Genomic DNA, 23,141 nt, shown 5'->3' on the forward strand with positions numbered 1-23,141 from the left:
TATTAAGGAGATACCCACATGAGCGGCATTAAAGATATTACTCAGCTTCTGGCCTCGATGGAGCCGACACTCAACACCCAAGCTTTCGTTTTTTGTACCAGCCAATCACTTACGTTGGAACAAGCCGCCGCGCTAAACCCGCTGGGGCTTTTTTTAGAAGCCGAAGGGATCACGCTGATTTTAACTCGCGAAGGCGCACAGACGGCTGGCCTCGATACCACGTCAAATCACGCTCACGGTTCATTCTAGCCTTGAGGCCGTTGGGCTAACCGCCGCAATTGCCACTGAACTCGCTCAGGCGGGTATCAGCGCCAACGTTGTGGCCGCTTATTATCATGACCACATTTTCATTCCTGCCGCCGACGCACAGCGCGCTCTAACAGTCCTGACCCAGCTGCAGCAGCGCTGCGCTCTGGCCTAAATAGACCAATAAAAAAACCCGCAGAGGCGTAGCCGATGCGGGCGAAAATCAAGTGATAAAATTTTTAACTCAGTTTTTTGCCGATGCTTTTAGCGAACCATCGGGATTCGTATTATCCAGCGGATAAGGATTTTTATGTTGGCGGTTATAGTTCAAGGCGTAAAGCGCCGTGATAACCATGAGTACCACGAACGACCACATCACTTCCTGCGCACCAGAACCGATAACGGCCCAGATACAGTAGATAAACGCGATACTGACAATCGCCAAATAAACTGGGCGAGCTTTACCGAAGTGGCCATGGCCTAGCAGCAACAATGCCGCACAGGTATAAAGGTAAGGCACCAACGTAAAGATCACACTCACCGACGAAACCAAACCAAACTCTTTCGCCGCATTCGGTGAAATACTGCCGAACTGACAAATAGTCATGAGTACACCAACTATCAGCAAACCTGCAACCGGTGTGCCCGCCTTGTTAACTTTGGCGAAAATGGGTGGGAATAAGCCATCATCAGCCGCGGCCTTCGCCGTTTGGCCTGCCAGCAGCGTCCAGCCACCTAATGAGCCCAAACAGCCCGCTGCTGCACAGAATGAAACTACCGCGCCTGCTGTATTACCAAGCGCCATACGCGCCGCATCACCGAAAGGTGAAGCAGAAACACGCAGTGCCGCATTCGGGATCATCCCCATAATCGCGGTGGTAGATAACACATAACACACGGCGGCAATCAGCACCCCGCCAATGGTTGCAATCGGAACGTTGCGCTTCGGATTTTTAACCACGCCAGCCGCCACTGAGGCACTCTCTACCCCGATAAATGACCATAAGGTTACGCTCAAGGTGCTCTGGATGGCGCCAAATGTGCCTTGACCACTGACGTTCCACGCTGCCATATAGGTTTCACCGCGAAACCAAAACCAGCCGAACACCGCAATCCCCACGATTGGGATCAGCGCCAATACCGTCGCCACCGCTTGAACACGGGTGATCATCTGTGGCCCAACAATATTGAGCAACACGAAGATCCACAGCACGACAACGCAGGTAATGGTCAACACCATCGGATCTTTCAATATAGGGAAGAAATAACTGAGGTAGCCAACGCCAATCACCACCATCGCGATATTCCCCACCCAACAGGCTAACCAATACAGCACGTTGGTTTGATAACCGAGGAATGGGCCAAAAGAACGACGGGCATAAGCATAAGAACCGCCGGGACTGGGATCTAAAGACGACATCTTGGCGTACACCATTGAAAGCGCTAATGCGCCAATGATTGTCACCAACCATCCGTAGATTGCAATTCCGCCGGTAGAGGCTAAGTTTGCCGGTAATAAAAATACGCCGGAGCCCATAATGTTCCCTGATACCATTAAGGTAACGGGAATAAGGCCTACTTTATGAGATTCAGAATCCGAAGACATAATCTAACCTTAAGTTAAATAGAATTTTTGGTAGAAATTATATTACTCTCAGAGTTAAATCATGACAGTAGCAAACGGCTAACGTCGCCATTTCCGGCATATTTTTAGCCAATGACAATTCAGTTAAAAATAATATTTATAAAGATAAATAATTAAAAGATTACATAACTTTTCAAACTTCATAAATATATACTCAATCGTCCCAAGATAAATATATTACGACCTTTACCCTAAGGTAGTTCAAGTTGCATTTCGGCAGCAGCTAAATATTACTAAAGCAAACAATTTAGTAAGTGCGCTCGGCCAATACAGAGGCAACTTTAGATATTAAAAATATATTCATTTATAGTGAGATTCTATGCAATCATTTTATCTCTATATTGGTGTACGTAGTTTAGCGGTGTCATACCGTAGTATTCTTTAAATACCGAGATAAAGTAGGAGGTGCTGCTATAGCCACACAGAGAAGAAACCTGGGAAATATTTTTATTAAAAACAATTAGTTGCTCAACGGCATAGCGCATTCTACAGTCAGTGATAATTTTACTGTAGGTGGTATCTTCATTTTTTAGTTTCTTTTTCAATGAGCTAGGACTTAAGCACAGGCAGCTGGCGACGGACGTCAGGCTCCATTCTTTATGCATATTGCTCTGAATGATGCTGTAAACATTCGCGCTAAGATTGCTTCTAATCTCACGAATAAGAAACGGTATTAGATTGTTATTGTTTAGGAAAATAGATAAAACGGTGAACGAAAGACAACGGCTACGCTCACGGTCAACTTCACTATTTAGCGCATCTTGCGATAGGCGCACCGCCTCCTGGAAAATATGTGGTGTTTGGCAGCGTTCAATCATATAGCACGGTGTGGAACGCAGATTAGGAGACAGCGCGCTGATGTCTTTTTTTAAGAAATGGATATAGTCCTTAACAACATCTTTATTCAAATATAATACTGCTGATTCATCCAACTCTGAAAAATCTATTACGTTATTTTTACATGAAATTAGCATCATGTGATTAGCTTTGAATGTAACTTCATTCTCAGAGTTAAAATTAACAGTGACATCTTTGCGCGTTAAAACGACAACGCAACCTTCGTTGTTACTGAGTTTCATATTAAGACATCCTACAGACGTAAAGAATAAAATGCCGTTATTACACGAGGCTTATCGGCTAAAGTAATAAGACATAAAAGAAAAAGTAATACATATGACAATTCTACGACCCGACACTAAAATACAGAGCTTTTCTAATTATTCAATATAACGGGGATAAATACTGCCGTATCATTTTTTTTACGCATAGTAATCGTACAATTACAGAATAAAAAATAAACATACAGGTATGAAAAAGCGCGGGATATACCCGCGCAAATACTACAAGAGAAACTGCTTTATCTTTTTTTGCTGTGGTGTCTTTGCTTCATCACCAACGAGGGTTATTCCGTGCATACGCACATCACGTGATAAACACCGTTGATAATTTCTGTCCCTTCGGTTTCATGTTCAAAACCGGGGAATTCGTGGTCCCACGCTTGTAGAGCTCGCAGATAACCGATCTGTGGACTCTCTTCACCGCCGAAACTTTCACCGGATAATAGCATTGGGATTCCCGGTGGGTAAGGGATGATGGAGTTGGCTGCAACACGGTTGACCAGACCGTCAATCGCAACCATCTCCACCTTATTCGCCACAATAGCCTGATAAGCCGCACGCGGTGTTATTACCGCTTCTGGCAGGCCAGAATAAGCCGCATTTAGTTTAGCTCCTGGGTTGTTTTTGCGCAGATAGGCAAACATTTTGTCGCCTAAATCACGCAAACCTAGCTTGCCGTAGATTTCAGGCTGCTGCGCAACCAGATCGGGCAATACTGAAGATAGCGCGGTATTGGCATCATAATGGCGTTTAAACGAGAGCAGCGTGTTGATAAGCGTGCCCCACTTCCCTTTGGTGACCCCCATGGAGAACAGGAACATCACTTGGAAATCGGTGGTACGCGTCGGCACAATGCCGTGGCGGCTCAGCCATGCGGTTACCAAAGCCGCTGGTACGCCCTTTTCTTGCAGCTCACCGTCATCGCCCATGCCTGGAGCCAAAATGCTGACCTTGATAGGGTCCAACATGCTCCAGTTTTCAGGCAAGTCTTTAAAGCCGTGCCAGTTATCTTCAGGATTCATCACCCAGCAGCTTTGTTCGGTTGCCAGAAGCTGAGCCGGCGCATCTTCAAACGCCATCTGCTTACCGGTAGCCGGATCGGTGACAATTTCTTGGTTCCACGGTTTGAAGAACCAATCACCATCCTGAGTAAACTCTTTATACAAACGCGCCATCGCCTGACGGAAGTCGACCGCCTCATTAATCACTTCCTGCGTCAGCGAGAGACCGCTGTTGCCGTCCATCATCGACACCGCTACGTCATTAGAAGCGCAGATCGCATACAGTGGCGAAGTGGTAGCGTGCATCATGTATGCTTGGTTAAAGCGTGAAAAATCAACGGCACCACGGCCATCGCGCACATGAATATAAGATGCCTGAGATAACGCATTGAGCAGTTTGTGCGTTGAGTGGGTCGCAAACAGCGTTGGGCCTTCATGATCGCCAGGTTCTCCACGCATGGCGTGATGATCGCGATACATTGGGTTAAAGCGTGCATAGCCATACCAAGCTTCATCGAAATGAATGCGGTCAGTGGTTTTTTCCAATAAATCCTGCGCATTTTTGGCGTTGTAGCACACACCATCATAAGTACAGTTGGTCACCACGCTATAAGAAGGCTGCTGGCCCTGCTTGTTTTTACTCAGTGGGCTGTTGGCGATTTTTTCTTTAATCACTTCCGGCTGCATCTGCTGCGGATAGATTGGCCCGATGATCCCATAACGGTTGCGGCTTGGCAGCATGTAAACCGGTTTGGCGCCGGTTAATATTAGCCCCTGCTCGATGGATTTATGGCAGTTGCGGTCAATAACCACCACGTCATCTTCGGTCATGCACGCTTGCATAATGGTACGGTTCGAACCAGAAGTCCCCACCACCACAGAATACGAGTGATCGGCACCAAATACGCGCGCCGCGTTCTTTTCGCTTTCACCGAATGCGCCGGTGTGATCGAGTAAAGAGCCTAACGAGGTACGTTCAATCCCCATATCGGTGCGGAACAGGTTTTCACCGTAATAGTCGTGGTAAAAACGACCGGCAGGCGTTTTAGTAAAACCAACGCCGCCCTGATGGCCCGGCGCCGCCCATGAATATTCATGAACGTCGCTATATTTCATCAGCGCCGTCATCAACGGTGGCAGCAGCTGCTGATGATAACGGTTCATGGCAGCAACGGCGCGCCCGGCAATAAAATCAGCGGTGTCTTCAAGGATCCAAGCAAATTCATCAATTTGCTCCATCATCTCGCGGCTAAGCTGCTGAGTTGCTTTCTCTCTGTCACTCAGCAGAAAGACCGGAACATTCTCCTGCCGCTCATGCAGTTTATTAAGCAGTTGCTGAGCAAGCACGTGCTCAGCGGAATCATCCATCCCACGGCTAAACATCAGACAATCGATAGCTTCATTGGCAGACAAAATGGCATAGCCATCGTCAAATGAGGCCGCTTTAATTACCTCAACATTTTGACGGCTCAGCTCATCGGCCAAACGTTCAACGGCGGCACCCACATAGGTGTCTTGATGGAGAAATTCACTTTCAACAATTAATACTTTCATCATGTGTTTATCCTTACAGATAAATAAACATAACGTTTAGTCGCGCTGAGGATATTTATCTATACCCAAAATAATTCTAGTTGCATTGAGGCGGCAAGTGAACGAAGCCCGATGAGCTTACTCAAGTAAGTGATTCGGGTGAGTGAACACGGCCAACAAAAATGCAGCTTGAAGTATGAAGGGTATATATTCTCAGAGCACTAAACCGCCATACAAAATAGAATGAGTGTTATTGTTAAACCTTATATAACGCATTAGGGTTTTACCCGCTCTTTCCTTGTAATTAGTATTGCCCTTAATTATCCGCGTTGTAAAGCCAGTAAGTAAATACAAAATAAAATTAATAAATAAAGTAAAATCAATAATATAAATAAAAAAATGACTACCAAAAGGCACATTTGGAGAAATGTTATGCACAACAATTTTATTTTTTTACCTTATAGTGATATTTATTTATAACCTATCCAACGGATATATTTACATAAAAAACAAACGCTATTGTTCATCCACAAATCTTTACGATAATAGATATTCAGCCACCTCAATTATTTATTTTATAAGAGAAGCACTTCACAAATAACGCTCACCAACGGCAGTGCAGTTGGCTACCGTGTTATCCTTCAGCACATCGTGTTATCAACATAAGATATCCCATGACGAGCGAACATTTTGCGGGGAAGTATGAGGCTGAACTGAAATTTCACCTCCGCGATCCCGATGCCTTTCTCGAGCGCATCACTTTGGCAGGCGCTGAGCCTTTTCACCTCAATAATCGAGAGATCGATTGCTACTATGATCGCCCAGCGTCTGAGCACTCAGGCTCAACGCTAGAAAAGAGCGGCATTAGCATGTGCATTCGTGAAATGCAGCCGTCCGGTATTAAGCTATGGATCGTTAAAGGGCCGGACGCGTCGGAATGCGAAGCAATTAATATTGAGGATTGCGAAAAAGTGGCCAGCATGGTGCAGAAACTCGGTTTTCAACCCAGTTTGCGCATGGAGAAAAACCGCAGCATCTATTTTTTAGGTCGTTACCACATCACCCTCGATCATCTTCCTAATCTGGGCTATTTTGCCGAAATCGCCATCATGACCGATGATGAGCAGGCAGTGCCAGAATTGCTCAGCGATTTACGCCGTCAAGCATTCGCGTTAGGGCTGGAAGATTCACAAAGGGAAAAGCGTAGTTATCGGGAAATGATGGCATGATGTGTTTTCTCATCCTCCCACTAAAGAGAGGATGAGAACATAGGCGTTTTAACGGATCACCATCACATTCACTTTGGCATGGCGTACAATGCCTGCCGCATTCGAGCCCAACAGATAAGTTTTTACGCTTGGGCGGTGTGAGCCAACAATGATGAGGTCAGCCCCCATTTCATCAGCCTGTTGCAGTGCCTCATCCCGTGGTGTGCCGAAACGAATGGTGTAAGACATACGTTCTGCAGGCAAATCTACCCCCTGCATGATCTCCCTAATTCTTTCTTCAGCATAGGTCACCGCTTTGTTTTCAAACTCTTTGATACCAAAAGAGTATGCGGTAACGAAGGCCTGTGCATCGGGCAAAACATACAAAAAATGCACATCAGCGTCTGACATTTTTGCCAAATACTCAACGTGACGCAGGGCGTTTTGAGTCAGAATATCCTCTTCAATATCTACCGGCACCAAAATGCTTTTATACATATTTATGACCTCTCCATGTAGAAAACTTATGAATAGAATAACCTTACCTAATTGACGGTGGAACCAGTTTAGGGTGGAACTGTGAACTAACCCATTACCACTGAGAACCATTCTTTATGTTGCCCCAGCAAGGGAAAATTCCGTCTTCAAACTGATATATAAGCGAAAGGATAAGATTAATATTATATCTCGTCACTTCAGTGTGTTGTGTTACATAAGATGATGAACTTTCAATAAGATTAAAATTTCTATATTTAGAGAGCAAATCTAAATGAGGTTTTATCTCACTATTGAACTGGATGTCCTGAGGTGACGTAAAAAGGTAAATATTTTTGTTTGTATCTTTATCTGTTTTTATTTGTTTAGAAATATAGTTGTCGAGTATTTTAATATTTAATGGATGGATATTCCCCATCATAGCTTGTCCGACATGCTGCCAAGCACCCTCCGCAACATAACGCCCAATACTAAACTGTGGCACACAGGTTATAATATTTTTTATATTGTGTTTAACCCCATAATACAATGACATAGACCCACCTTTCGAGGCGCCTAGTATTGACGTATATTTTGGCTTAGCAAACTTAATAACGCCTGAAATCAGCGCACTAACACCTTGCTCAATGTCAAACTTCATATTTTTGCATAAATAATATGCAGGCAAGGAATCAAAGTCATCTTTAATCCATAATATGGAAGAGCGGCAATGCCCTAGCATCGTAAAATCATAAACAGTCGGATCGGGCAAGTTGAATCCTGACATGACAATTAATAGATGCTCGCAATCGTATGTTGATTTTTTGAATCGATAATGAATTTGAGTATCAGGTTTATAGTTAAATATCAGGTCTTCCATCTTTTCCCCCTCACCATATTGAAACAGTATTAAGCGACACAACTCGTTGTGTTCTGAACCTTGTTGCAATAAAAAAGCCCCGCAATTTATGCGGGGCTTTTCGTAAGATGATTTTCGACAGCGTTACAGCGAGCTAGTGAACGTCCTTGAGATCACATCTTGCTGCTGTTCACGCGTCAGCGCGTTAAAACGCACCGCATAGCCTGATACCCTGATAGTTAAACTCGGATATTTATCTGGGTTTTCAATCGCATCCAGCAGCATTTCACGGTTCATAACGTTCACGTTTAGATGCTGCCCGCCTTCGACGTCTTCTTCATGGTGGAAATAACCATCAATCAGACCAACTAGGTTGTTTTTACGAATAAATTCGTCTTTACCTAACGCCCCTGGGACGATAGAGAAGGTATAGGAAATACCATCTTTAGCATACTTGAACGGCAGTTTAGCCACCGAGGTTAACGACGCGACCGCACCTTTACGATCGCGGCCGTGCATCGGGTTAGCACCCGGGCCAAATGGCGTGCCTGCGCGGCGTCCGTCCGGCGTATTGCCGGTTTTCTGCCCGTAAACCACGTTCGAGGTAATGGTCAGAATAGACTGTGTTGGCTCAGCATCTCGGTAGGTTGGCAGCTTCTGGATCTTCTTCATGAAGCGCTCAACCAAATCACAGGCGATATCATCGACACGCTGGTCGTTGTTACCGAACTGCGGATATTCACCGTCGATAGCGAAGTCGATAGCCAACCCATTTTCATCACGAATTGGGCGCACTTTGGCATACTTGATAGCAGCCAATGAGTCAGCGGCAACCGATAGCCCAGCGATACCACACGCCATGGTGCGAACCACGTCGCGATCATGCAGCGCCATGAGAGCAGCTTCATAGCTGTATTTATCATGCATGTAGTGGATAACGTTCAACGCAGTGATGTACTGAACAGCCAACCAGTCCATAAACGAATCAAGGCTCACCATGACTTTGTCGTAATCCAAGACTTCATCTGTCATGGCTGGCACTTTCGGACCAACCTGAATTTTCAGCTTTTCATCCACGCCGCCATTGATGCAATACAGCAACGTTTTCGCCAAGTTGGCGCGTGCACCAAAGAACTGCATCTGCTTGCCAACCACCATCGGGCTAACACAGCAGGCAATCGCATAGTCGTCACTGTCAAAATCAGGGCGCATTAAATCATCGTTTTCATACTGTAACGACGAGGTCGCAATAGACAGATTCGCAGCATAGGCTTTGAAAGATTTTGGCAAGCGTTCAGACCACAGGATCGTCAAGTTAGGCTCTGGTGATGGCCCCATGGTTTCCAGCGTATTCAGATAACGGTAGGAGTTTTTGGTGACCAGCGTTCTGCCGTCTAAGCCCATCCCACCGATAACTTCGGTTGCCCAGATCGGGTCACCAGAGAATAACGTATCAAACTCAGGCGTACGTAAGAAACGCACCATGCGGATTTTCATAATGAAATGGTCAATCAGCTGCTGTGCTTCCTGCTCATTGATCACCCCATTTTTCAGATCGCGTTCGATATAAACGTCTAAGAACGTCGAAGTACGGCCCAGCGACATCGCGCCACCGTTCTGAGATTTCACCGCCGCCAAATAGCCAAAATAGAGCCACTGGATAGCTTCTTGCGCGTTCTGTGCCGGACGAGAAATATCAAACCCGTATTTCGCCGCCATTTCCTGAATCTGCTTCAGCGCACGGCGCTGTTCGGCCAATTCTTCGCGCTGGCGAATCACTTGCTCAAGCTGAATGCCTTTTTCCAGCTTGCCCTGCAGATCGGCAAACTGCAATTCGCGTTCACGAATCAGATAACGGATGCCATACAGAGCCACACGGCGGTAGTCACCGATGATACGCCCACGGCCATAGCCGTCTGGCAAGCCGGTTAAAACACCGGATTTACGGCAGCGCATCATTTCAGGTGAATAAACGTCAAACACGCCTTGGTTGTGTGTTTTACGAATATCAGTGAAAAGATATTTAAAATTAGGATCCAGCTTGCGATTGTAGGCTTCAAACGAGCTCTCAATCATATTGATGCCGCCAAACGGGAATAACGCACGCTTCAGTGGTTTTTCTGTTTGTAAGCCAACAATTTTTTCCAGATCTTGATGAATATATCCCGGCGCATGGGCAGTAATGGTTGTCGCAATATCATTATCAAAATCGACCGGAGCGTGAGTGGAGTTTTCAATCCGCACGCCTTCCATTACTTTTTCCCACAGCTTGGTGGTTGCTTCGGTTGCAGTCGAAAGGAAAGACTCATCACCTTCATAAGGCGTATAGTTATTCTGAATAAAGTCTCTTACATTAATGCTACCTTTCCATTCTGTTCCTGCAAAACCATGCCAAGCTTCGGTAAATATATTCTCAGTCACGTCCAGATCGATATTCATTATCAAGCTCCATGTAACATAGGTATCGCCCCTATTTAATTAGGGGCGAAAAGAGTATTTAGGCAGTATTTATTTAGAAAAATTTGAATTACGTTATGCGAACACAATATGTTCTGCGGAAGAACTCACGCGAATAGCATCCAGCGCAATCATCTTCTCTTCATTGGTTGGGATCACCGCGGCGATAACTTTAGAAGCCGGGGACGTAATCACTTCAGCTTCTCCGGTGCGACGCAGGTGATTTTTTGCTTCATCAAGTTCAAGACCGAATACCGCAAGATGCTGTAGGGTTAACTGGCGAATCAGCTCAGAGTTCTCACCAATCCCGCCGGTGAAAACAATGGCATCAAGCTTATTCAACGAGGCAGCGTGGCCACCGATATGGCGAGCTAAACGGTGTACAAAAACATTGATCGCCAGCTGTGCGCCTTCATGCCCTTCTTCATATGCTTTTTGCAACACGCGCAGATCGCTTGAAAGCCCAGAAATACCTAACAGGCCAGACTCTTTGTTCACCATGAACATTAAATCTTCTAACGTCTTGCCGGTTTTATCCGCCAGATATGCCAGTGCGCCAAAATCAACGTCACCGCTACGCGTTCCCATCACTAAGCCTTCCAGCGGAGTCATACCCATAGACGTATCAACGCTTTGGCCATTTTGTACCGCACAGACGGATGCGCCGTTACCTAAGTGAGCGACAATAATCCCGGAGTTCTTTTCATCTAAGCCTAATTGCTCAATCGCCTGCTGCGCGACATAGCGATGAGAGGTTCCGTGGAAGCCATATCTTCTCACGCCATATTGTGTGAAATATTGCTGTGGAAGCGCATAGGTATAGGCTTCAGGTTTTAAGGTCTGGTGAAACGCGGTATCAAATACGGCCACATGCGGTAATTCAGGGAATATATGGCGCGCAGCCATAATGCCCTCAAGATTGGCATAATTATGTAAAGGTGCCAGAGATGAAACATTAGTAATTTCTTTCAATACTTCATCATTAATTAATGTCGCATCGCTAAATGCTTCTCCACCGTGCGCAATACGGTGGCCTACACATGAAATAGAGTCGCTGAGTTTTCTTTTCTCTAATTCTCTAACAATAGAGTTCAATGCATCTTCATAACTACCGGTTTTTAAATTAATACTGATAGTCTTATCAATGGTCATTGAGGTATTTTCAATACCGACGTTATCAACAATGCCGGACATCATCACATCGCAGTTATTTCCTTGCATAACGGAGAATTTAATTGATGAAGATCCACAATTAATAACTAGCACTACAGATTTTGAAGACATAGATATACCTCACAGCTAACTCCCCAGAGAGGAGTTAGCTGTTATTCTTTTAAATTTAGATTAAATAAGTTTGTAGAAAATATTCAGAATAGTCAGCAGGCCAACAATGGTAACAAAGTAGTTTTCTGGCTTGCCTTTATATTTCGCCAGCGCTGGCACTTTGCGAACCGCATACATCGGCAGCAGACACAGCAGGGAGGCAATGATAGGCGCACCCATGGCTTCAATCAGGTCAAGAATGTTCGGGTTAACATAAGCCACTACCCAAGTAGAGCCCATGATGAAGAACATACTGATCAGGTTCAGTTTGCCGGTTGAATACTTCTTCTTGTCACCTTTACAAGCGAACTTAACAATCAGGCCATTCATCCCTTCCAGCGTTCCCAGATAGTGACCAAAGAACGATTTGAAGATAGCGACCAGTGCAATCAGTGAAGCACCATATTCCAGCACGGTTGAGAAGGTAGACTTACCACCGGCCATGGTTGAGAAGTGGTTTGCCAGATAAGAAAGAACCGGAATGTTTTGCGCTTTAGCATCAGCCATCATCGCTGGAGACAGCGTGAACAGGCAGCTGAAGGCAAAGAACATCACCACGGCAACCATCAGCATACTCGCGCGAGAGATGATTTTAGAGCAGCGATCTTCGGTGAACTGCTTACCAAATTCAGGCTCGTACTCTTCACGTTTAGATTCAACGAAAGAGGAAACGATAGGCGAGAAGTTAAAGGAGAACACCATGATGGCGATACCCAGCCATACGTTGACCAGAATGCCGTCGTGACCAAGCAGAGAGATGCTGCTGGTGCTAACTTGTTCGAATACAGACGCGTTCCAATAAGGGATCAGCGACAGGGAAATCAGAACCAAGCTGGCGATGAATGGGAATACCAAGAAGCTCATTACCTTCACCATCAAATTCTTACCGAAGAAGATGATGAAAGCCATTGCCATCAATAGAACCAGCGCCACTAGGCCACGGTTCAACGGCATTAACTGCAGCTGGTTTTCCCAGAATGTCATGAAAGTGTTGGTGATGGTGACACCATAAATCCATAACAGAGGGCAAATCGCGAAGAAGTACAGGAAGGTAATAATGACCCCACCTGTTTTACCAAAGTGCTCTTCAACCGTGTCAGTAATGTTGCCTGTAATATTGCTACCAGACAGACACAGGCGCGCTAATGCGCGATGGCATAAGAAAGCAATTGGGTAGGCCAACACAAGCATGATCAGGATAGGGATCAAACCGCCAAAGCCTGCACGGATAGGGAAGAACAGAACCCCTGCGCCGATGGCGGTGCCAAATAATCCAAGAGTCCACGTGGTGTCCGATTTCCGCCACATAGTTCCCTGATTCGTATAGGTAACGCTGTCTGTCGTCATACTGTAATTCCTCACGGATTTGCCCTTTTTTGAGGCTACATCACTGTAACCTCAGCTAGGGTCTATACCCTGTCGGGTGTTTGCATAATTATTAGTGAACGTGATTCAGTCCCGTTATCTCTGATATTCTGGATAAATCAATATTCCCACCGGAAATAAGGCTAACGGTCTTTTTATTTTCGATATAGCCCTTGAGCTTACCGCTTAATATGGCCGCAGATGCCAATGCGCCAGCACCTTCAGTCACGATCTTGTTTCTTTGGATAAGATCAATCATACCGCGCTTAATTTCTTCTTCAGTGACTACCACAATGTCGGTTACCAGCTCTTTGACAATCTCATATGTCAGCTTACCTGGCGTCGACACGTCGCAACCGTCCGCAATTGTACCTGTTGTGCGGTGAGATAAAAATTGCCCTTCATGGAAAGATTTCGCCATTCCGTGAACGTTGACCGCTTGCACACCTATGATATTGATTGTTGGGTTAATTGATTTTAACGCGATGGCGATACCGGAAATTAATCCCCCACCGCCGATAGGGACAATAACGTTATCCACGTCATAAAGATCTTCAAGGATTTCTAAACCGATAGTTCCTTGGCCTGCAATCACTTTTGCGTCGTCGTAAGGAGGAATAAAGATTCTATTTTCTAACTCAATTAATTCATGAGCCTTTGAGATGGTGTCGTTAAAGCTATTTCCGTGAAGAATAACCTCAGCAGAATAATCTGCCGTTGCGGCAACTTTAGAGCTCGGTGCAGTACAAGGCATAACAACTTTGCTGTCAATTCCCAGCATAGCGCAAGACAGGGAAACGCCCTGCGCGTGGTTACCTGCGGAACAGGCAATCACGCCCTGCTCACGTTCTTCTCTGGATAATGAAGCTAACTTATTAAAAGCACCGCGAATTTTAAAAGAACCGGTGCGTTGCATATTCTCAAATTTTAGATGGATGGTGCCGTTACAACGTTCACTGAGGTAGTTAGACTTAGGCATGCCAGTTTTATAGACGTGACCTTTTATCCTTTGTTGGGCCTCAATTATGTCGTTAAGCGTCACAGGTAGATTATTATATATCTTCATTTTCTCATCCCACAGATTATTTGACGCCTGCAGTATGATGAAATATTTCCGATTTGAATGTGATTGGCGTCGCGATAATTTAATTCATTATTTATTTTCTGATTCACAAATTATGAACAGTATTTCCATTTTAATTATTATATGAAGATTTAAAGAAAAAAATATTTTTGTATTCTTACAAAGATAATTTAAGTGATATTAATGGATTGTTATCAATGTTGCAGATGCGTAGTTCGACGCCCGATTATCAAGATGATAATAGGTAGATTAATTGTTAATTATTTAAATGAAGATTTAATTTCCACCTCTTAATAAATAAGTCAGCATATTAATTAGCAAAAGATGTCATTTTTTTAGCAAATATGGCTTATTTTATTTGTGATCAAGATCGTTCCCTTTTGTTTATATCTGTGCCTATAAATATAAAAGAACTGCCTTGGTTTTTAGGTATCCAAAAATGCAAATAGTTAATATCACGCTAGATATAATAAGCTCGATCACGGATATCCATTTTCCGTTTGAATTCTGTTCATTTAATGAGCAAGTTTACTTAAAAGCAAAGCACGACCAGCGCTACGTCATCGCACATGCCTATGATTTACCAGCCAACCTGACATGCACAGTCTTTGATAGTCACTGGGCTCTCAGGCATGACTACAAATTTGAGGTCAAAACGACCAATGATTTACGAGATGCTTTGTTAATCGGCAACGTGATGGGATGGTGGTCTGCGAATGAAATCCAGCTACTGCAGCAGCTCGTTAACTCAATGGATCAATCACTTGTTATTGTAGCTAACTGAAGAGCTAGATTTACAGTTTAAGGTGAACTTCAAAGGCGTATTTTCCCTACCCACTCTCTATTTTTCTCCATCTTTGCCGATAACGTTTATAACGCATTCACTTCGTGTTGTGACCAGCATTATTTATCACCAACACCTGCCGATTAACACTTGAGGTTTAGATGGATAGTTTTCAGAAAGATATCGATGAAAGGGCTAACCTAGCCTTATCCAACAAGTTCGAACTGTTACTGTTTCGGTTAGGAACAAGCCAACACGACAGTAAATCAGAGCTTTACGGGATCAACGTTTTCAAGCTGCGTGAAATTGTGCCAATGCAAAAAATCAATCGCGCAGCGGGCATGGTTTCGCCACTATTGGGAGTGGTCAATATCCGCGACCAGATTATGCCCGTGATCGACCTTCCCGCAGCGCTCGGCTGCACGCCTGAAACGGGTCTCAATCTGCTTCTCATCACCGAATATGCGCGCAGCACGCAGGCTTTTGCCGTAGAAGCTGTCGATAACATTATTCGTCTCGATTGGAGTCAGGTTCATACTGCGGAAGCCGGCGTAAGCAGCCGCAATATCACCAGCATTGCCAGTATGGAAGATGAAAATGGCAACAAAGATCTGGCGCTGGTGCTCGATGTTGAGCAAATTCTTTACGACATCATTCCCTCAGGACGCGACGTCGATATCGCGGCGATTAAAGAGAAAAGCTATGCCCTGAAACCCGGTGCTATTGCCATTGTGGCTGAAGACTCAAAGGTCGCCCGCTCAATGCTAGAACAGGGCCTAAAAGGCATGGGGATCCCAACGCTGATGCATACCACCGGTTTGGAGGCTTGGGAAAAAATTCAGTCCATTGCCGCCGAAGCCAAAGCCGCAGGCCAGTCAATCACCGATCGAATTGGATTGGTATTAACCGATATAGAAATGCCTGAAATGGATGGGTTCACCCTCACGCGGAATATTAAAAATGAAGCAACGCTGAAACAGATCCCCGTGGTTATCCACTCATCGCTATCGGGGAGCGCAAACGAAGACCACGTACGTAAAGTCGGCGCCAATGGCTACGTGGCGAAATTCGATGTTGCTGAACTTTCGGAAGTGATTCACAAAGCGTTGGCAGACGTTGAGAAAAGCTAATCAGCTTGCCGCAGAACGCAATATGGGCAGCGCTGTTAGCGCCGCCCATAGGTAAACCTGAACTAGATTTTCAACGCTTTCTGGATAGCATCGGCTAAAGATTCAATATGTTTCTCTGCCGCTTGCAGTTGGTGGCTAACGCTGTTTCCATCATTGCTATCCGCCAAAGTGACTTTAATCAGCTCAAGCGCCGCGTTAACTGCGATAGTGCGCTGTTTCTGCTCATTCGAAACATGATCTGGGAAATAATTTTCTAACATAAACCATCCTTATTTATTTACGAGTAACTCACTAAATACGCATTACTTATTTTCTGCCGTTAGCTCTTTCGACAAAAAATAGTTCAAGAAGGTACGAATAACCGCAATAATCGCCAACTTCAGCAACTCATCAAGGCTAGGATTTATTGTCGTCGCCAGAATATCTGCAGCTAATTGAAACTCTAACGCTAAGGCCAACCAGCTGCCAAAACGCGTTCTCATAATATGAAAAATTGACTGGTTATTAAAATTAGGAATAACCGTCCACAACGTTCTCACGAGCCCAATAAATACACATAAAACAGAGATAAGTTCTAAGAATGTCTGCAAAGTTTCAGACAAATAAATGATAATCTCTTTTATATGTTCCATTATTTCTAACCCTAATCTACAACGGCGGCTAAAAATTCAAAGGGCTTAGCGGGTTCAAAAGCATGAGAAACCTCACCATTGAAATCAGCCATTTGATTCACTCCTAGCGATAATTTGCGCACCGGTGACTCAGCAGAAAGATCGGCTCGTTTTAAATCAACCCAGAATGTATTCATCCCAACTGATGATTCAAAATAGTAGAGCTTATTTTTTTGATCGGAAATTGTACGCCAGCGAGTTGATGAAATATTGGGCTCTGCCTGCGAAGTGATACCAAAGGGTACCGACACTGAGCGCATAACGCTCAATACGCTAGAAACGGCAAGACGCGCCTCGTGGAACTTAGGAATCGCATTAATGTAATATTTGGCACGAACAAAACGATCTGCCGCACGATTGGTACCAGGAAGCATAATATTACCGCCAATCCCTTCCCAATACTTATCAATGGCCAATTGCTGATCGTAGGTCGGCGAGTTGGTCAGTATTTGATATTCAGGGCTATGGTGGATAACCAGTTTCCCATCAATATATTCAAAGATAGCACTATCACCGCTGGCGTCAGACAGCGCTAAATGAATGGTCGCCAAACGTGGCTGACCGGGAACATCACCCGTGACCACCACAAAAGGCTCCGACTGCAATTCTTTCACCGCCTCATCTACGGTAGCAAAATTATCCAGCGTATATTGAGCCCATGCAGCCAACGACAGACTCGGCTTATCTTTAGAAGGTTTAGGATACTGCGACTCTGCCAGCCATAGCATATTGGCAACGAGCCCTTTTTCGTTCATGCCGTCGGTCGTGGCAATATTGTAGGCCGCCGTCGTCACGCTGCCATACTTTGACACCCATTCCACAGAATTAGGGCCAGCATTGCCGCTACGCGCCATGCCACGCGGGAAAATCCACAGATCGGAATGCAGATCTTCTTTCCAATCCATTGTGCGGCCAGTCATGACCAGCTTATCTTCACCCTGATATACCGCACGGGTGCATGCTAAAGCGAGCTGGGGTGAAAATAACATCCCAACCGAACAAATGAGCAACGACGCTGCTGAAAGCAAAATATTTAAATGCATTGGCTATCACCTGGTTATTTTTTACCAGTGTAAGTAGTGCTGGATAATTAAGCAAAAAATGCCCTGCATAAAACGTTGTTTGTTTGGATAGTATTTATATTTCGGGGGCAGAGATTAGATAGCGGGAAATAACTTCCCGCCGGCAGACTAAATAAACTATGAATGGCTAGATTAAATTTTGAAACGATCCCAACTTGAATCCCCGTGCTGCAATCGCTTTTTTAAGCGCTTCAGATGTCAGCACCTCCAGCTCGGCAAGGCGTGGATAGCAATATTTACTGGTAAGCAGCGTGTTATCAATAAACGCCGGATGACACATAATCTCCAAAGAGCTATCGCCGCGTTCTATTGCGCTATCTAGCGTGCTCAGAAACAGCGCTTCGGTAATAGACTCACCATAAAAACGGCTGTCAAAGCCCTGCGTACTTTGTGCACCGTGCACTTCCAGTTCGCCTTTGCGAACTTCATCGCGATCGATGCGCAAGCCAACGCCCTTTTCTTTCGCAAAAGCAGCCACTATAGGGAAAATCTGCGGGAACATATGCACATGATGATGGCTATCGATATGGGTCGGCAGCCTGCCAAAAACGTCAATAAAGCGCTCAAATTGGCACTTTAGCTCTTGTTCAATTTCATCCAGCGGCAGGGTTCCCTGATCCGCCATTTCCCAGATCCATTTACCCAACTCTCCGTTGCGCGCCAAATTTGGCATCGGCGACAACGGGCGCCCCAGCGTCAAGGCAAAGTGCATTCCAACCGCCAGCCCAGGATTTTCAGCGCTCAGAATGGCTGCATGCTCGACGCCTGCTGAGTTAACCAACGCCGTGGTAGACGTCACTACCCCGTTTTTGAACGCCTCGATAATGCCGTAGTTTTGGGCTTTGCAAAGGCCAAAATCATCGGCGTTCACTATCAATAATCTTTCCATAATCCCCTCAGCCAAACGCCTTCCCTTTACAGGGAAGGCGGTGGGTTATTTCAGTGCAGCAATGGCTTGCGCAAAATTAGGCAGTAACGCTTCATGTGCCAACAGCATTTCACGTGCCAGAACCTCCGCATCCTTATCCGAATGAATCAGCAGGCTCAGGTTCATCGCTAACAGCACGTCATTCAGTTCGCCGCTTATTGCGGCAGCACTGGCTGCGATTTCAAAGCCTTTGATGGTATGAATCAACCCCAACACTTTGTCATCAAAGTGCGTCAAACGCGGATGCGGCGTGGCGCCATCGCGTCCAATGGTACAGGTCATTTCAACGGTCCAATCTGCCGGAATGTTATCAATATGACCATTGTGCGGGAAGTTAACGTATTGCTCAGTCTGCTTGTCGTTGTAAATCGCGCTGATCACTTCACACGCTGCATCGGAATAATAAGCCCCGCCGCGCAGCTCCAGCTCTTTTGGTTTTACGTTCAGTTCTGGATTTTTATACAGATCAAAAAGCTGTTTCTCTACTTTCTGCACCACGCTTGCGCGAGCGCCGCCTTTGTAGAATTCGCCCATTTCGATCGCCAGCATTTCTTTCTGCTTGAAGTAGTACAGCAGATAAGAACATGGCAGCAGCTTAAGGGAACGAATCAGGCCTTCGCTAAATGGCAAATCAAAGATGTTTTTCACTGAACCGGCGGTTAACGTGCCAGAGGCTACGCCGTCGAGCAGTTCGGCAAAACGGGATTCTCCGTTAACGATGACGTCTTTGATAAAGACCATATGGTTCAAGCCAAAGAGGTCGATCGACAAATCATCCTGCGGTGTTAATTTCAGCACATCCTGAATGAACATTTTCATGCCAACGGGGATGTTACACACGCCAATGAATTTCTTGAATTTGGTATGACGGAATACGGCCTCTGTGACCATGCCCGCTGGGTTAGTAAAATTAATCACCCAAGCGTTCGGGCAGATCTCTTCCACATCTTTGATGATGTCAAAAATAACCGGGATCGTGCGCAGCCCTTTAAATAAACCGCCTGCACCGTTGGTTTCTTGGCCGAGATAGCCGTGGCTCAGCGGAATACGCTCATCCAATTCACGCGCTTTAAGCTGGCCGACGCGCAATTGCGTAGTAACAAAATCTGCATCAACCAATGCTTCACGGCGATCCAGCGTTTTATGCATCACAATCGGCACGCCTGCGCGTTCGACCATACGCTGGCAGAGGTCAAAAATAATATCCTGTTTCTCTTTTCCGGCTTCAACGTCAACCAGCCATAATTCGGTAATCGGCAATTCATTGTAACGTTTAATAAAACCTTCAAGTAATTCTGGGGTATAACTACTTCCGCCACCGATAGTAACGACTTTCAGCTTTTTACTCATAGGAACTCCCGTACAATGTCATTGCACTTCATATAAAATTAAGTGAGATATACCCGTCATACTTCCAATCACAGGTGCGCGTTTAAAAAACCAACGTTTTTTCTGTCATTATTGTTATTAGGGTATATGTGAATGATTGAAGGCTGTCTTATAAGGATCAGTCCACATTAATTCACACATAGATTAATTAATACTGCACAATTTTTTTCTATAATTTTTCGGTGTAAACGACGTTAGTTTTTTAAAGTTTTTAATAAACATACTCGGGCTGCTATAACCGGATTCAAATGCAATATCCGCGACCGAGTAATTGGTTATCTCCAGCTGTTTCTTGGCAAAATCAATGCGTATTTCATTAATGATCTGCATTGGCGTTTTTCCGTAGTGCCGCTGGGTTGCTCGGGTCAGATACTCCTGCGATTTTCCAGATAGCTCCACCATATTTGCCAAGGCCTTATCACCAAACATCGCCTTGTCATGCATTTTTTCTACCGCATTCTTAAGCCAATCAGGCACGTCGGCGATAACTTCAGTTTCTCTGTGATGACGTAAACGGTTTACGATATAGAACGTCACCACTTCAAGAAACTCATTAAATTCGCCGTTCCTAAAGTTAAGAGAGGAAATAACAGACTCTATATACGTTAGGAACTCGGTTTTTATCTGGTAAACCTGTGATGCCACAAATCGATTAGGCAATAAAAATAAATAGTTCTGCTCGAAAAACGCTTTGCTAATCCCGACGTTTAATATTCTCGTGGCACCGAACTCATAAAAACTTTGATGGTTCGATCCTAGTGGGATAAAGACAAAGTCACCACGTTCCAACAGCACCTTTTTTCCATTGATATTTTGGTAATATCGACCTGTCAGCACCACCGTAAACTCGTAGTAATCGTGCTCATGCAGCCCTGAAATGCTTTCTACTTTGTTGTAGATAAACATGTGAAAATTCTGACCGTCGAAGAGCTGATTTTCACGTGCAGTCTTAATTTCCATGCTCAGTACCGATGGCTGCATAATAATTCTCTACGTTATTTTATTTTCTCATGAACCTCAATCAGTTCTGCAATCAGTTCACGAGCCAGCATCGATGTCATCAGGTGATCTTGCGCATGAACCAGAATCAGGCTGACTTTGGTTTTACCCTCACCCTGATCGCCTTCAATCAGCTTGGTTTGCACCAGATGCGCTTCATTCAGCGACAAACGAGACTGGTTCATCAACTCTTTAGCCTGTTCGAAATCACCTTCTTTGGCCTTTTTCAGTGCGCCATAGGCCAAGCTGCGAGCCTGTCCAGAATTGATAATGAGCCCCATCACCACTTCTTCCAGATCCTGTAATTCCTCTTCGGTATCAACAATGCTTTCTAAATCAAACATTTTAACTCTCCATAACGGGGCCGCTAACTGCGGGGAGGATGTTCTCCCCGCCAACGGTAAGATTAGAATTTCAATGCGTTCGCAATATCTTCTTCGCTTTCTTCTTCTTCAATTATCGCCTGCGCCTTGTTAGACAGGATAACGAAAGGCATGTAGACCAGCGTTGAGACACCCAAGTTGAACAAAGCGACCAACAGCGCAGCGATGCTGCCGTTACTGTTAAAGAATGCACCCAGTCCGGTAGGCATGGTCCACGGTGCAAGGTTAGTCACCGGAGGAATAATGCCCATGCTGTACGCCGCCAGCGTGATGGCTGCCAGAATCGGCTGAATCAGCACGAACGGAATAAACATCACTGGGTTCATGATAATCGGCAAACCAAACAAGATCGGTTCGTTAATCTGGAAGATGCCTGACGGCAACGCCAGCTTAGCCACTTGGCGGTGGTCTGCACGGCGTGAGCCGATGAAGATGGCGATAATCAGACCCAACGTCGCCCCAGAACCCCCTAACAGAATGTAGGAGTCGAGCATTGGTTTAGCCCAGAAGTGGAAGGTTTTACCCGCTGCAATCGCCGCTTCGACAGAGCCGTATTGCTTGTACAGGTCGATGTTTTCCAGTGCCCAAGGCGTCATGATGCCGTTGTCTAACGCGGTCAGCGCCAGAGAACCATGTACACCAAAGAACCACAGCAGGGAGTTGAAAATAACGTAAGCCCAGCCTACTACGCTGCCCATCGACGCCAGAGGCTTGGAGATGGAGTCCATAATAATCTGGTGGAAGTTGTTGCCGTATAATCCCAGCAGCCAAGAAATAATCCCGAAGATAGACAGGATAATAAAGCCAGGAATTAATGCAGAGAATGAGCGAGAAACAGAAGAAGGCACACTATCTGGCAAGGTGATAACCCAATTTCTGCGAATAATAAACGCAAACATTTCGGCAACTACCAGTCCGATAATCATACCGGAAATAATATTCGAGCCACCCAACCAGTTCGCGCCTACTGCATAGGCCTCACCCACGCTGTAAGGGGTTACGGTCATAAACGCCGCAACGGATAATAAACCGGCTGAAAGCGAATCAACTTTACGCTCTTCGGCTAACGCCATCCCAATAAAGAAGGGCGCCATCAGCGACATAATCCCTAGGGTACCGTTATAAACGTTGCCGCCAATAACTTTTAATCCGTTGAGTGTTTCAATCGTTGAAGCATCTAAACGAATACCGAGGGAATAAAAGAATGAACCATCACCAAAGCTTAGGAATACGTTATTAATTAAAACGAACATGGCCCCCGCAAGGGTCAGCGGCATTAACTTGATAAAGCCATTTTTAATGGCGTTAATGTGGGGTTGTTTACCTATTTTGACGGCAAAAGGAAGAAGTATCTTTTCAAGTGAATCAATGGTTTTACTCATTGGTATTTTCCTTTAATGCCGCCATTCGGCGGCCAGAATATGAAATTCGCTCTTTGACTGGATTTCTCTTTGACTTAAAA

General features: G+C 45.2%; 22 protein-coding genes. 5 read left to right on the plus strand and 17 right to left on the minus strand.

The window, feature by feature from the left end:
* Window positions 1-18: 18 nt before the first annotated feature.
* Window positions 19-249 carry an ACT domain-containing protein gene (locus AB3Y96_RS21665; RefSeq protein WP_367300193.1) on the plus strand — a complete coding sequence of 77 codons (231 nt, stop codon included), beginning with the start codon at window positions 19-21 and terminating at the stop codon, window positions 247-249.
* A 28-nt stretch (window positions 250-277) separates the two neighbouring features.
* Window positions 278-421: an ACT domain-containing protein gene (locus AB3Y96_RS21670; RefSeq protein WP_367300361.1), complete on the plus strand. Its 144-nt coding sequence runs from the start codon at window positions 278-280 to the stop codon at window positions 419-421.
* Window positions 422-490: 69 nt separating this feature from the next.
* On the opposite strand, the gene adiC is transcribed toward AB3Y96_RS21670, so the two are convergent.
* From adiC to adiA, 3 genes are all read right to left on the minus strand, one after another.
* Complete coding sequence (gene adiC, locus AB3Y96_RS21675; protein WP_367300194.1) at window positions 491-1,852, minus strand: arginine/agmatine antiporter; 1,362 nt, start codon at window positions 1,850-1,852, stop codon at window positions 491-493.
* 356 nt (window positions 1,853-2,208) lie between these two features.
* The gene (locus AB3Y96_RS21680) at window positions 2,209-2,970 is read right to left on the minus strand and encodes an AraC family transcriptional regulator (RefSeq protein WP_367300195.1); all 762 of its coding nucleotides are present in this window, start codon (window positions 2,968-2,970) and stop codon (window positions 2,209-2,211) included.
* 323 nt (window positions 2,971-3,293) lie between these two features.
* On the minus strand, window positions 3,294-5,564 hold the full coding sequence (gene adiA, locus AB3Y96_RS21685) for an arginine decarboxylase (RefSeq protein WP_367300362.1): 2,271 nt from the start codon (window positions 5,562-5,564) through the stop codon (window positions 3,294-3,296).
* A gap of 653 nt (window positions 5,565-6,217) precedes the next feature.
* Here adiA and AB3Y96_RS21690 point away from each other — a divergent pair.
* Window positions 6,218-6,772: a class IV adenylate cyclase gene (locus AB3Y96_RS21690; protein WP_367300196.1), complete on the plus strand. Its 555-nt coding sequence runs from the start codon at window positions 6,218-6,220 to the stop codon at window positions 6,770-6,772.
* A 48-nt stretch (window positions 6,773-6,820) separates the two neighbouring features.
* On the opposite strand, the gene AB3Y96_RS21695 is transcribed toward AB3Y96_RS21690, so the two are convergent.
* The 6 genes from AB3Y96_RS21695 to tdcB form a co-directional block, all read right to left on the minus strand.
* Window positions 6,821-7,249, minus strand: coding sequence for a universal stress protein (locus AB3Y96_RS21695; protein ID WP_072307168.1), 429 nt, complete (start codon window positions 7,247-7,249; stop codon window positions 6,821-6,823).
* 94 nt (window positions 7,250-7,343) lie between these two features.
* Complete coding sequence (locus tag AB3Y96_RS21700; protein WP_072307167.1) at window positions 7,344-8,105, minus strand: hypothetical protein; 762 nt, start codon at window positions 8,103-8,105, stop codon at window positions 7,344-7,346.
* 123 nt (window positions 8,106-8,228) lie between these two features.
* Entirely contained in the window at window positions 8,229-10,523 is a 2,295-nt protein-coding gene (pflB, locus tag AB3Y96_RS21705) for a formate C-acetyltransferase (protein WP_367300197.1), read from the minus strand.
* Window positions 10,524-10,616: 93 nt separating this feature from the next.
* Window positions 10,617-11,825 carry a propionate kinase gene (gene tdcD / locus AB3Y96_RS21710; RefSeq protein WP_072307165.1) on the minus strand — a complete coding sequence of 403 codons (1,209 nt, stop codon included), beginning with the start codon at window positions 11,823-11,825 and terminating at the stop codon, window positions 10,617-10,619.
* 60 nt (window positions 11,826-11,885) lie between these two features.
* Entirely contained in the window at window positions 11,886-13,211 is a 1,326-nt protein-coding gene (gene tdcC, locus AB3Y96_RS21715) for a threonine/serine transporter TdcC (protein WP_072307164.1), read from the minus strand.
* 91 nt (window positions 13,212-13,302) lie between these two features.
* The gene (tdcB, locus tag AB3Y96_RS21720; protein WP_025799579.1) at window positions 13,303-14,295 is read right to left on the minus strand and encodes a bifunctional threonine ammonia-lyase/L-serine ammonia-lyase TdcB; all 993 of its coding nucleotides are present in this window, start codon (window positions 14,293-14,295) and stop codon (window positions 13,303-13,305) included.
* Window positions 14,296-14,752: 457 nt separating this feature from the next.
* Between tdcB and AB3Y96_RS21725 the strand changes: the two genes are divergently transcribed.
* A complete protein-coding gene (locus tag AB3Y96_RS21725) occupies window positions 14,753-15,097 on the plus strand; it encodes a hypothetical protein (protein WP_072307163.1) in 345 nt (114 codons plus the stop codon).
* A gap of 161 nt (window positions 15,098-15,258) precedes the next feature.
* Window positions 15,259-16,227, plus strand: a complete 969-nt coding sequence (locus AB3Y96_RS21730; protein ID WP_072307162.1) for a chemotaxis protein — start codon at window positions 15,259-15,261, stop codon at window positions 16,225-16,227.
* A 62-nt stretch (window positions 16,228-16,289) separates the two neighbouring features.
* Here the strand turns inward: AB3Y96_RS21730 and AB3Y96_RS21735 are convergent, their stop codons facing one another.
* From AB3Y96_RS21735 to chbC, 8 genes are all read right to left on the minus strand, one after another.
* On the minus strand, window positions 16,290-16,487 hold the full coding sequence (locus AB3Y96_RS21735; protein WP_061553240.1) for a hypothetical protein: 198 nt from the start codon (window positions 16,485-16,487) through the stop codon (window positions 16,290-16,292).
* A 42-nt stretch (window positions 16,488-16,529) separates the two neighbouring features.
* Complete coding sequence (locus AB3Y96_RS21740; protein ID WP_072307161.1) at window positions 16,530-16,859, minus strand: DUF1622 domain-containing protein; 330 nt, start codon at window positions 16,857-16,859, stop codon at window positions 16,530-16,532.
* Window positions 16,860-16,870: 11 nt separating this feature from the next.
* On the minus strand, window positions 16,871-17,887 hold the full coding sequence (locus AB3Y96_RS21745; protein ID WP_072307190.1) for a linear amide C-N hydrolase: 1,017 nt from the start codon (window positions 17,885-17,887) through the stop codon (window positions 16,871-16,873).
* Window positions 17,888-18,107: 220 nt separating this feature from the next.
* A complete protein-coding gene (gene chbG, locus AB3Y96_RS21750) occupies window positions 18,108-18,869 on the minus strand; it encodes a chitin disaccharide deacetylase (protein WP_367300198.1) in 762 nt (253 codons plus the stop codon).
* A 45-nt stretch (window positions 18,870-18,914) separates the two neighbouring features.
* Window positions 18,915-20,258 carry a 6-phospho-beta-glucosidase gene (locus AB3Y96_RS21755; RefSeq protein WP_367300199.1) on the minus strand — a complete coding sequence of 448 codons (1,344 nt, stop codon included), beginning with the start codon at window positions 20,256-20,258 and terminating at the stop codon, window positions 18,915-18,917.
* Window positions 20,259-20,441: 183 nt separating this feature from the next.
* Window positions 20,442-21,278 (minus strand): transcriptional regulator ChbR, encoded by an 837-nt coding sequence (chbR, locus tag AB3Y96_RS21760; protein ID WP_139130864.1) that lies wholly within the window; start codon window positions 21,276-21,278, stop codon window positions 20,442-20,444.
* Window positions 21,279-21,292: 14 nt separating this feature from the next.
* Window positions 21,293-21,640, minus strand: a complete 348-nt coding sequence (gene chbA, locus AB3Y96_RS21765) for a PTS N,N'-diacetylchitobiose transporter subunit IIA (RefSeq protein ID WP_072307157.1) — start codon at window positions 21,638-21,640, stop codon at window positions 21,293-21,295.
* A 62-nt stretch (window positions 21,641-21,702) separates the two neighbouring features.
* Window positions 21,703-23,061, minus strand: a complete 1,359-nt coding sequence (chbC, locus tag AB3Y96_RS21770) for a PTS N,N'-diacetylchitobiose transporter subunit IIC (protein ID WP_025799595.1) — start codon at window positions 23,059-23,061, stop codon at window positions 21,703-21,705.
* Between the last annotated feature and the right edge of the window lie 80 nt (window positions 23,062-23,141).

It is taken from the genome of Hafnia alvei (genome assembly GCF_964063325.1).
Classification (GTDB): domain Bacteria; phylum Pseudomonadota; class Gammaproteobacteria; order Enterobacterales; family Enterobacteriaceae; genus Hafnia; species Hafnia alvei_B.

Coding starts and splice junctions, on each gene's coding strand:
- AB3Y96_RS21665 (WP_367300193.1), top strand. CDS start 19: ATGAGCGGCATTAAAGATATTACTCAGCTTCTGGCCTCGATGGAGCCG.
- adiC (WP_367300194.1), bottom strand. CDS start 1,852: ATGTCTTCGGATTCTGAATCTCATAAAGTAGGCCTTATTCCCGTTACC.
- AB3Y96_RS21680 (WP_367300195.1), bottom strand. CDS start 2,970: ATGAAACTCAGTAACAACGAAGGTTGCGTTGTCGTTTTAACGCGCAAA.
- adiA (WP_367300362.1), bottom strand. CDS start 5,564: ATGAAAGTATTAATTGTTGAAAGTGAATTTCTCCATCAAGACACCTAT.
- AB3Y96_RS21690 (WP_367300196.1), top strand. CDS start 6,218: ATGACGAGCGAACATTTTGCGGGGAAGTATGAGGCTGAACTGAAATTT.
- AB3Y96_RS21695 (WP_072307168.1), bottom strand. CDS start 7,249: ATGTATAAAAGCATTTTGGTGCCGGTAGATATTGAAGAGGATATTCTG.
- AB3Y96_RS21700 (WP_072307167.1), bottom strand. CDS start 8,105: ATGGAAGACCTGATATTTAACTATAAACCTGATACTCAAATTCATTAT.
- pflB (WP_367300197.1), bottom strand. CDS start 10,523: ATGAATATCGATCTGGACGTGACTGAGAATATATTTACCGAAGCTTGG.
- tdcD (WP_072307165.1), bottom strand. CDS start 11,825: ATGTCTTCAAAATCTGTAGTGCTAGTTATTAATTGTGGATCTTCATCA.
- tdcC (WP_072307164.1), bottom strand. CDS start 13,211: ATGACGACAGACAGCGTTACCTATACGAATCAGGGAACTATGTGGCGG.
- tdcB (WP_025799579.1), bottom strand. CDS start 14,295: ATGAAGATATATAATAATCTACCTGTGACGCTTAACGACATAATTGAG.
- AB3Y96_RS21725 (WP_072307163.1), top strand. CDS start 14,753: ATGCAAATAGTTAATATCACGCTAGATATAATAAGCTCGATCACGGAT.
- AB3Y96_RS21730 (WP_072307162.1), top strand. CDS start 15,259: ATGGATAGTTTTCAGAAAGATATCGATGAAAGGGCTAACCTAGCCTTA.
- AB3Y96_RS21735 (WP_061553240.1), bottom strand. CDS start 16,487: ATGTTAGAAAATTATTTCCCAGATCATGTTTCGAATGAGCAGAAACAG.
- AB3Y96_RS21740 (WP_072307161.1), bottom strand. CDS start 16,859: ATGGAACATATAAAAGAGATTATCATTTATTTGTCTGAAACTTTGCAG.
- AB3Y96_RS21745 (WP_072307190.1), bottom strand. CDS start 17,887: ATGTTATTTTCACCCCAGCTCGCTTTAGCATGCACCCGTGCGGTATAT.
- chbG (WP_367300198.1), bottom strand. CDS start 18,869: ATGGAAAGATTATTGATAGTGAACGCCGATGATTTTGGCCTTTGCAAA.
- AB3Y96_RS21755 (WP_367300199.1), bottom strand. CDS start 20,258: ATGAGTAAAAAGCTGAAAGTCGTTACTATCGGTGGCGGAAGTAGTTAT.
- chbR (WP_139130864.1), bottom strand. CDS start 21,278: ATGCAGCCATCGGTACTGAGCATGGAAATTAAGACTGCACGTGAAAAT.
- chbA (WP_072307157.1), bottom strand. CDS start 21,640: ATGTTTGATTTAGAAAGCATTGTTGATACCGAAGAGGAATTACAGGAT.
- chbC (WP_025799595.1), bottom strand. CDS start 23,061: ATGAGTAAAACCATTGATTCACTTGAAAAGATACTTCTTCCTTTTGCC.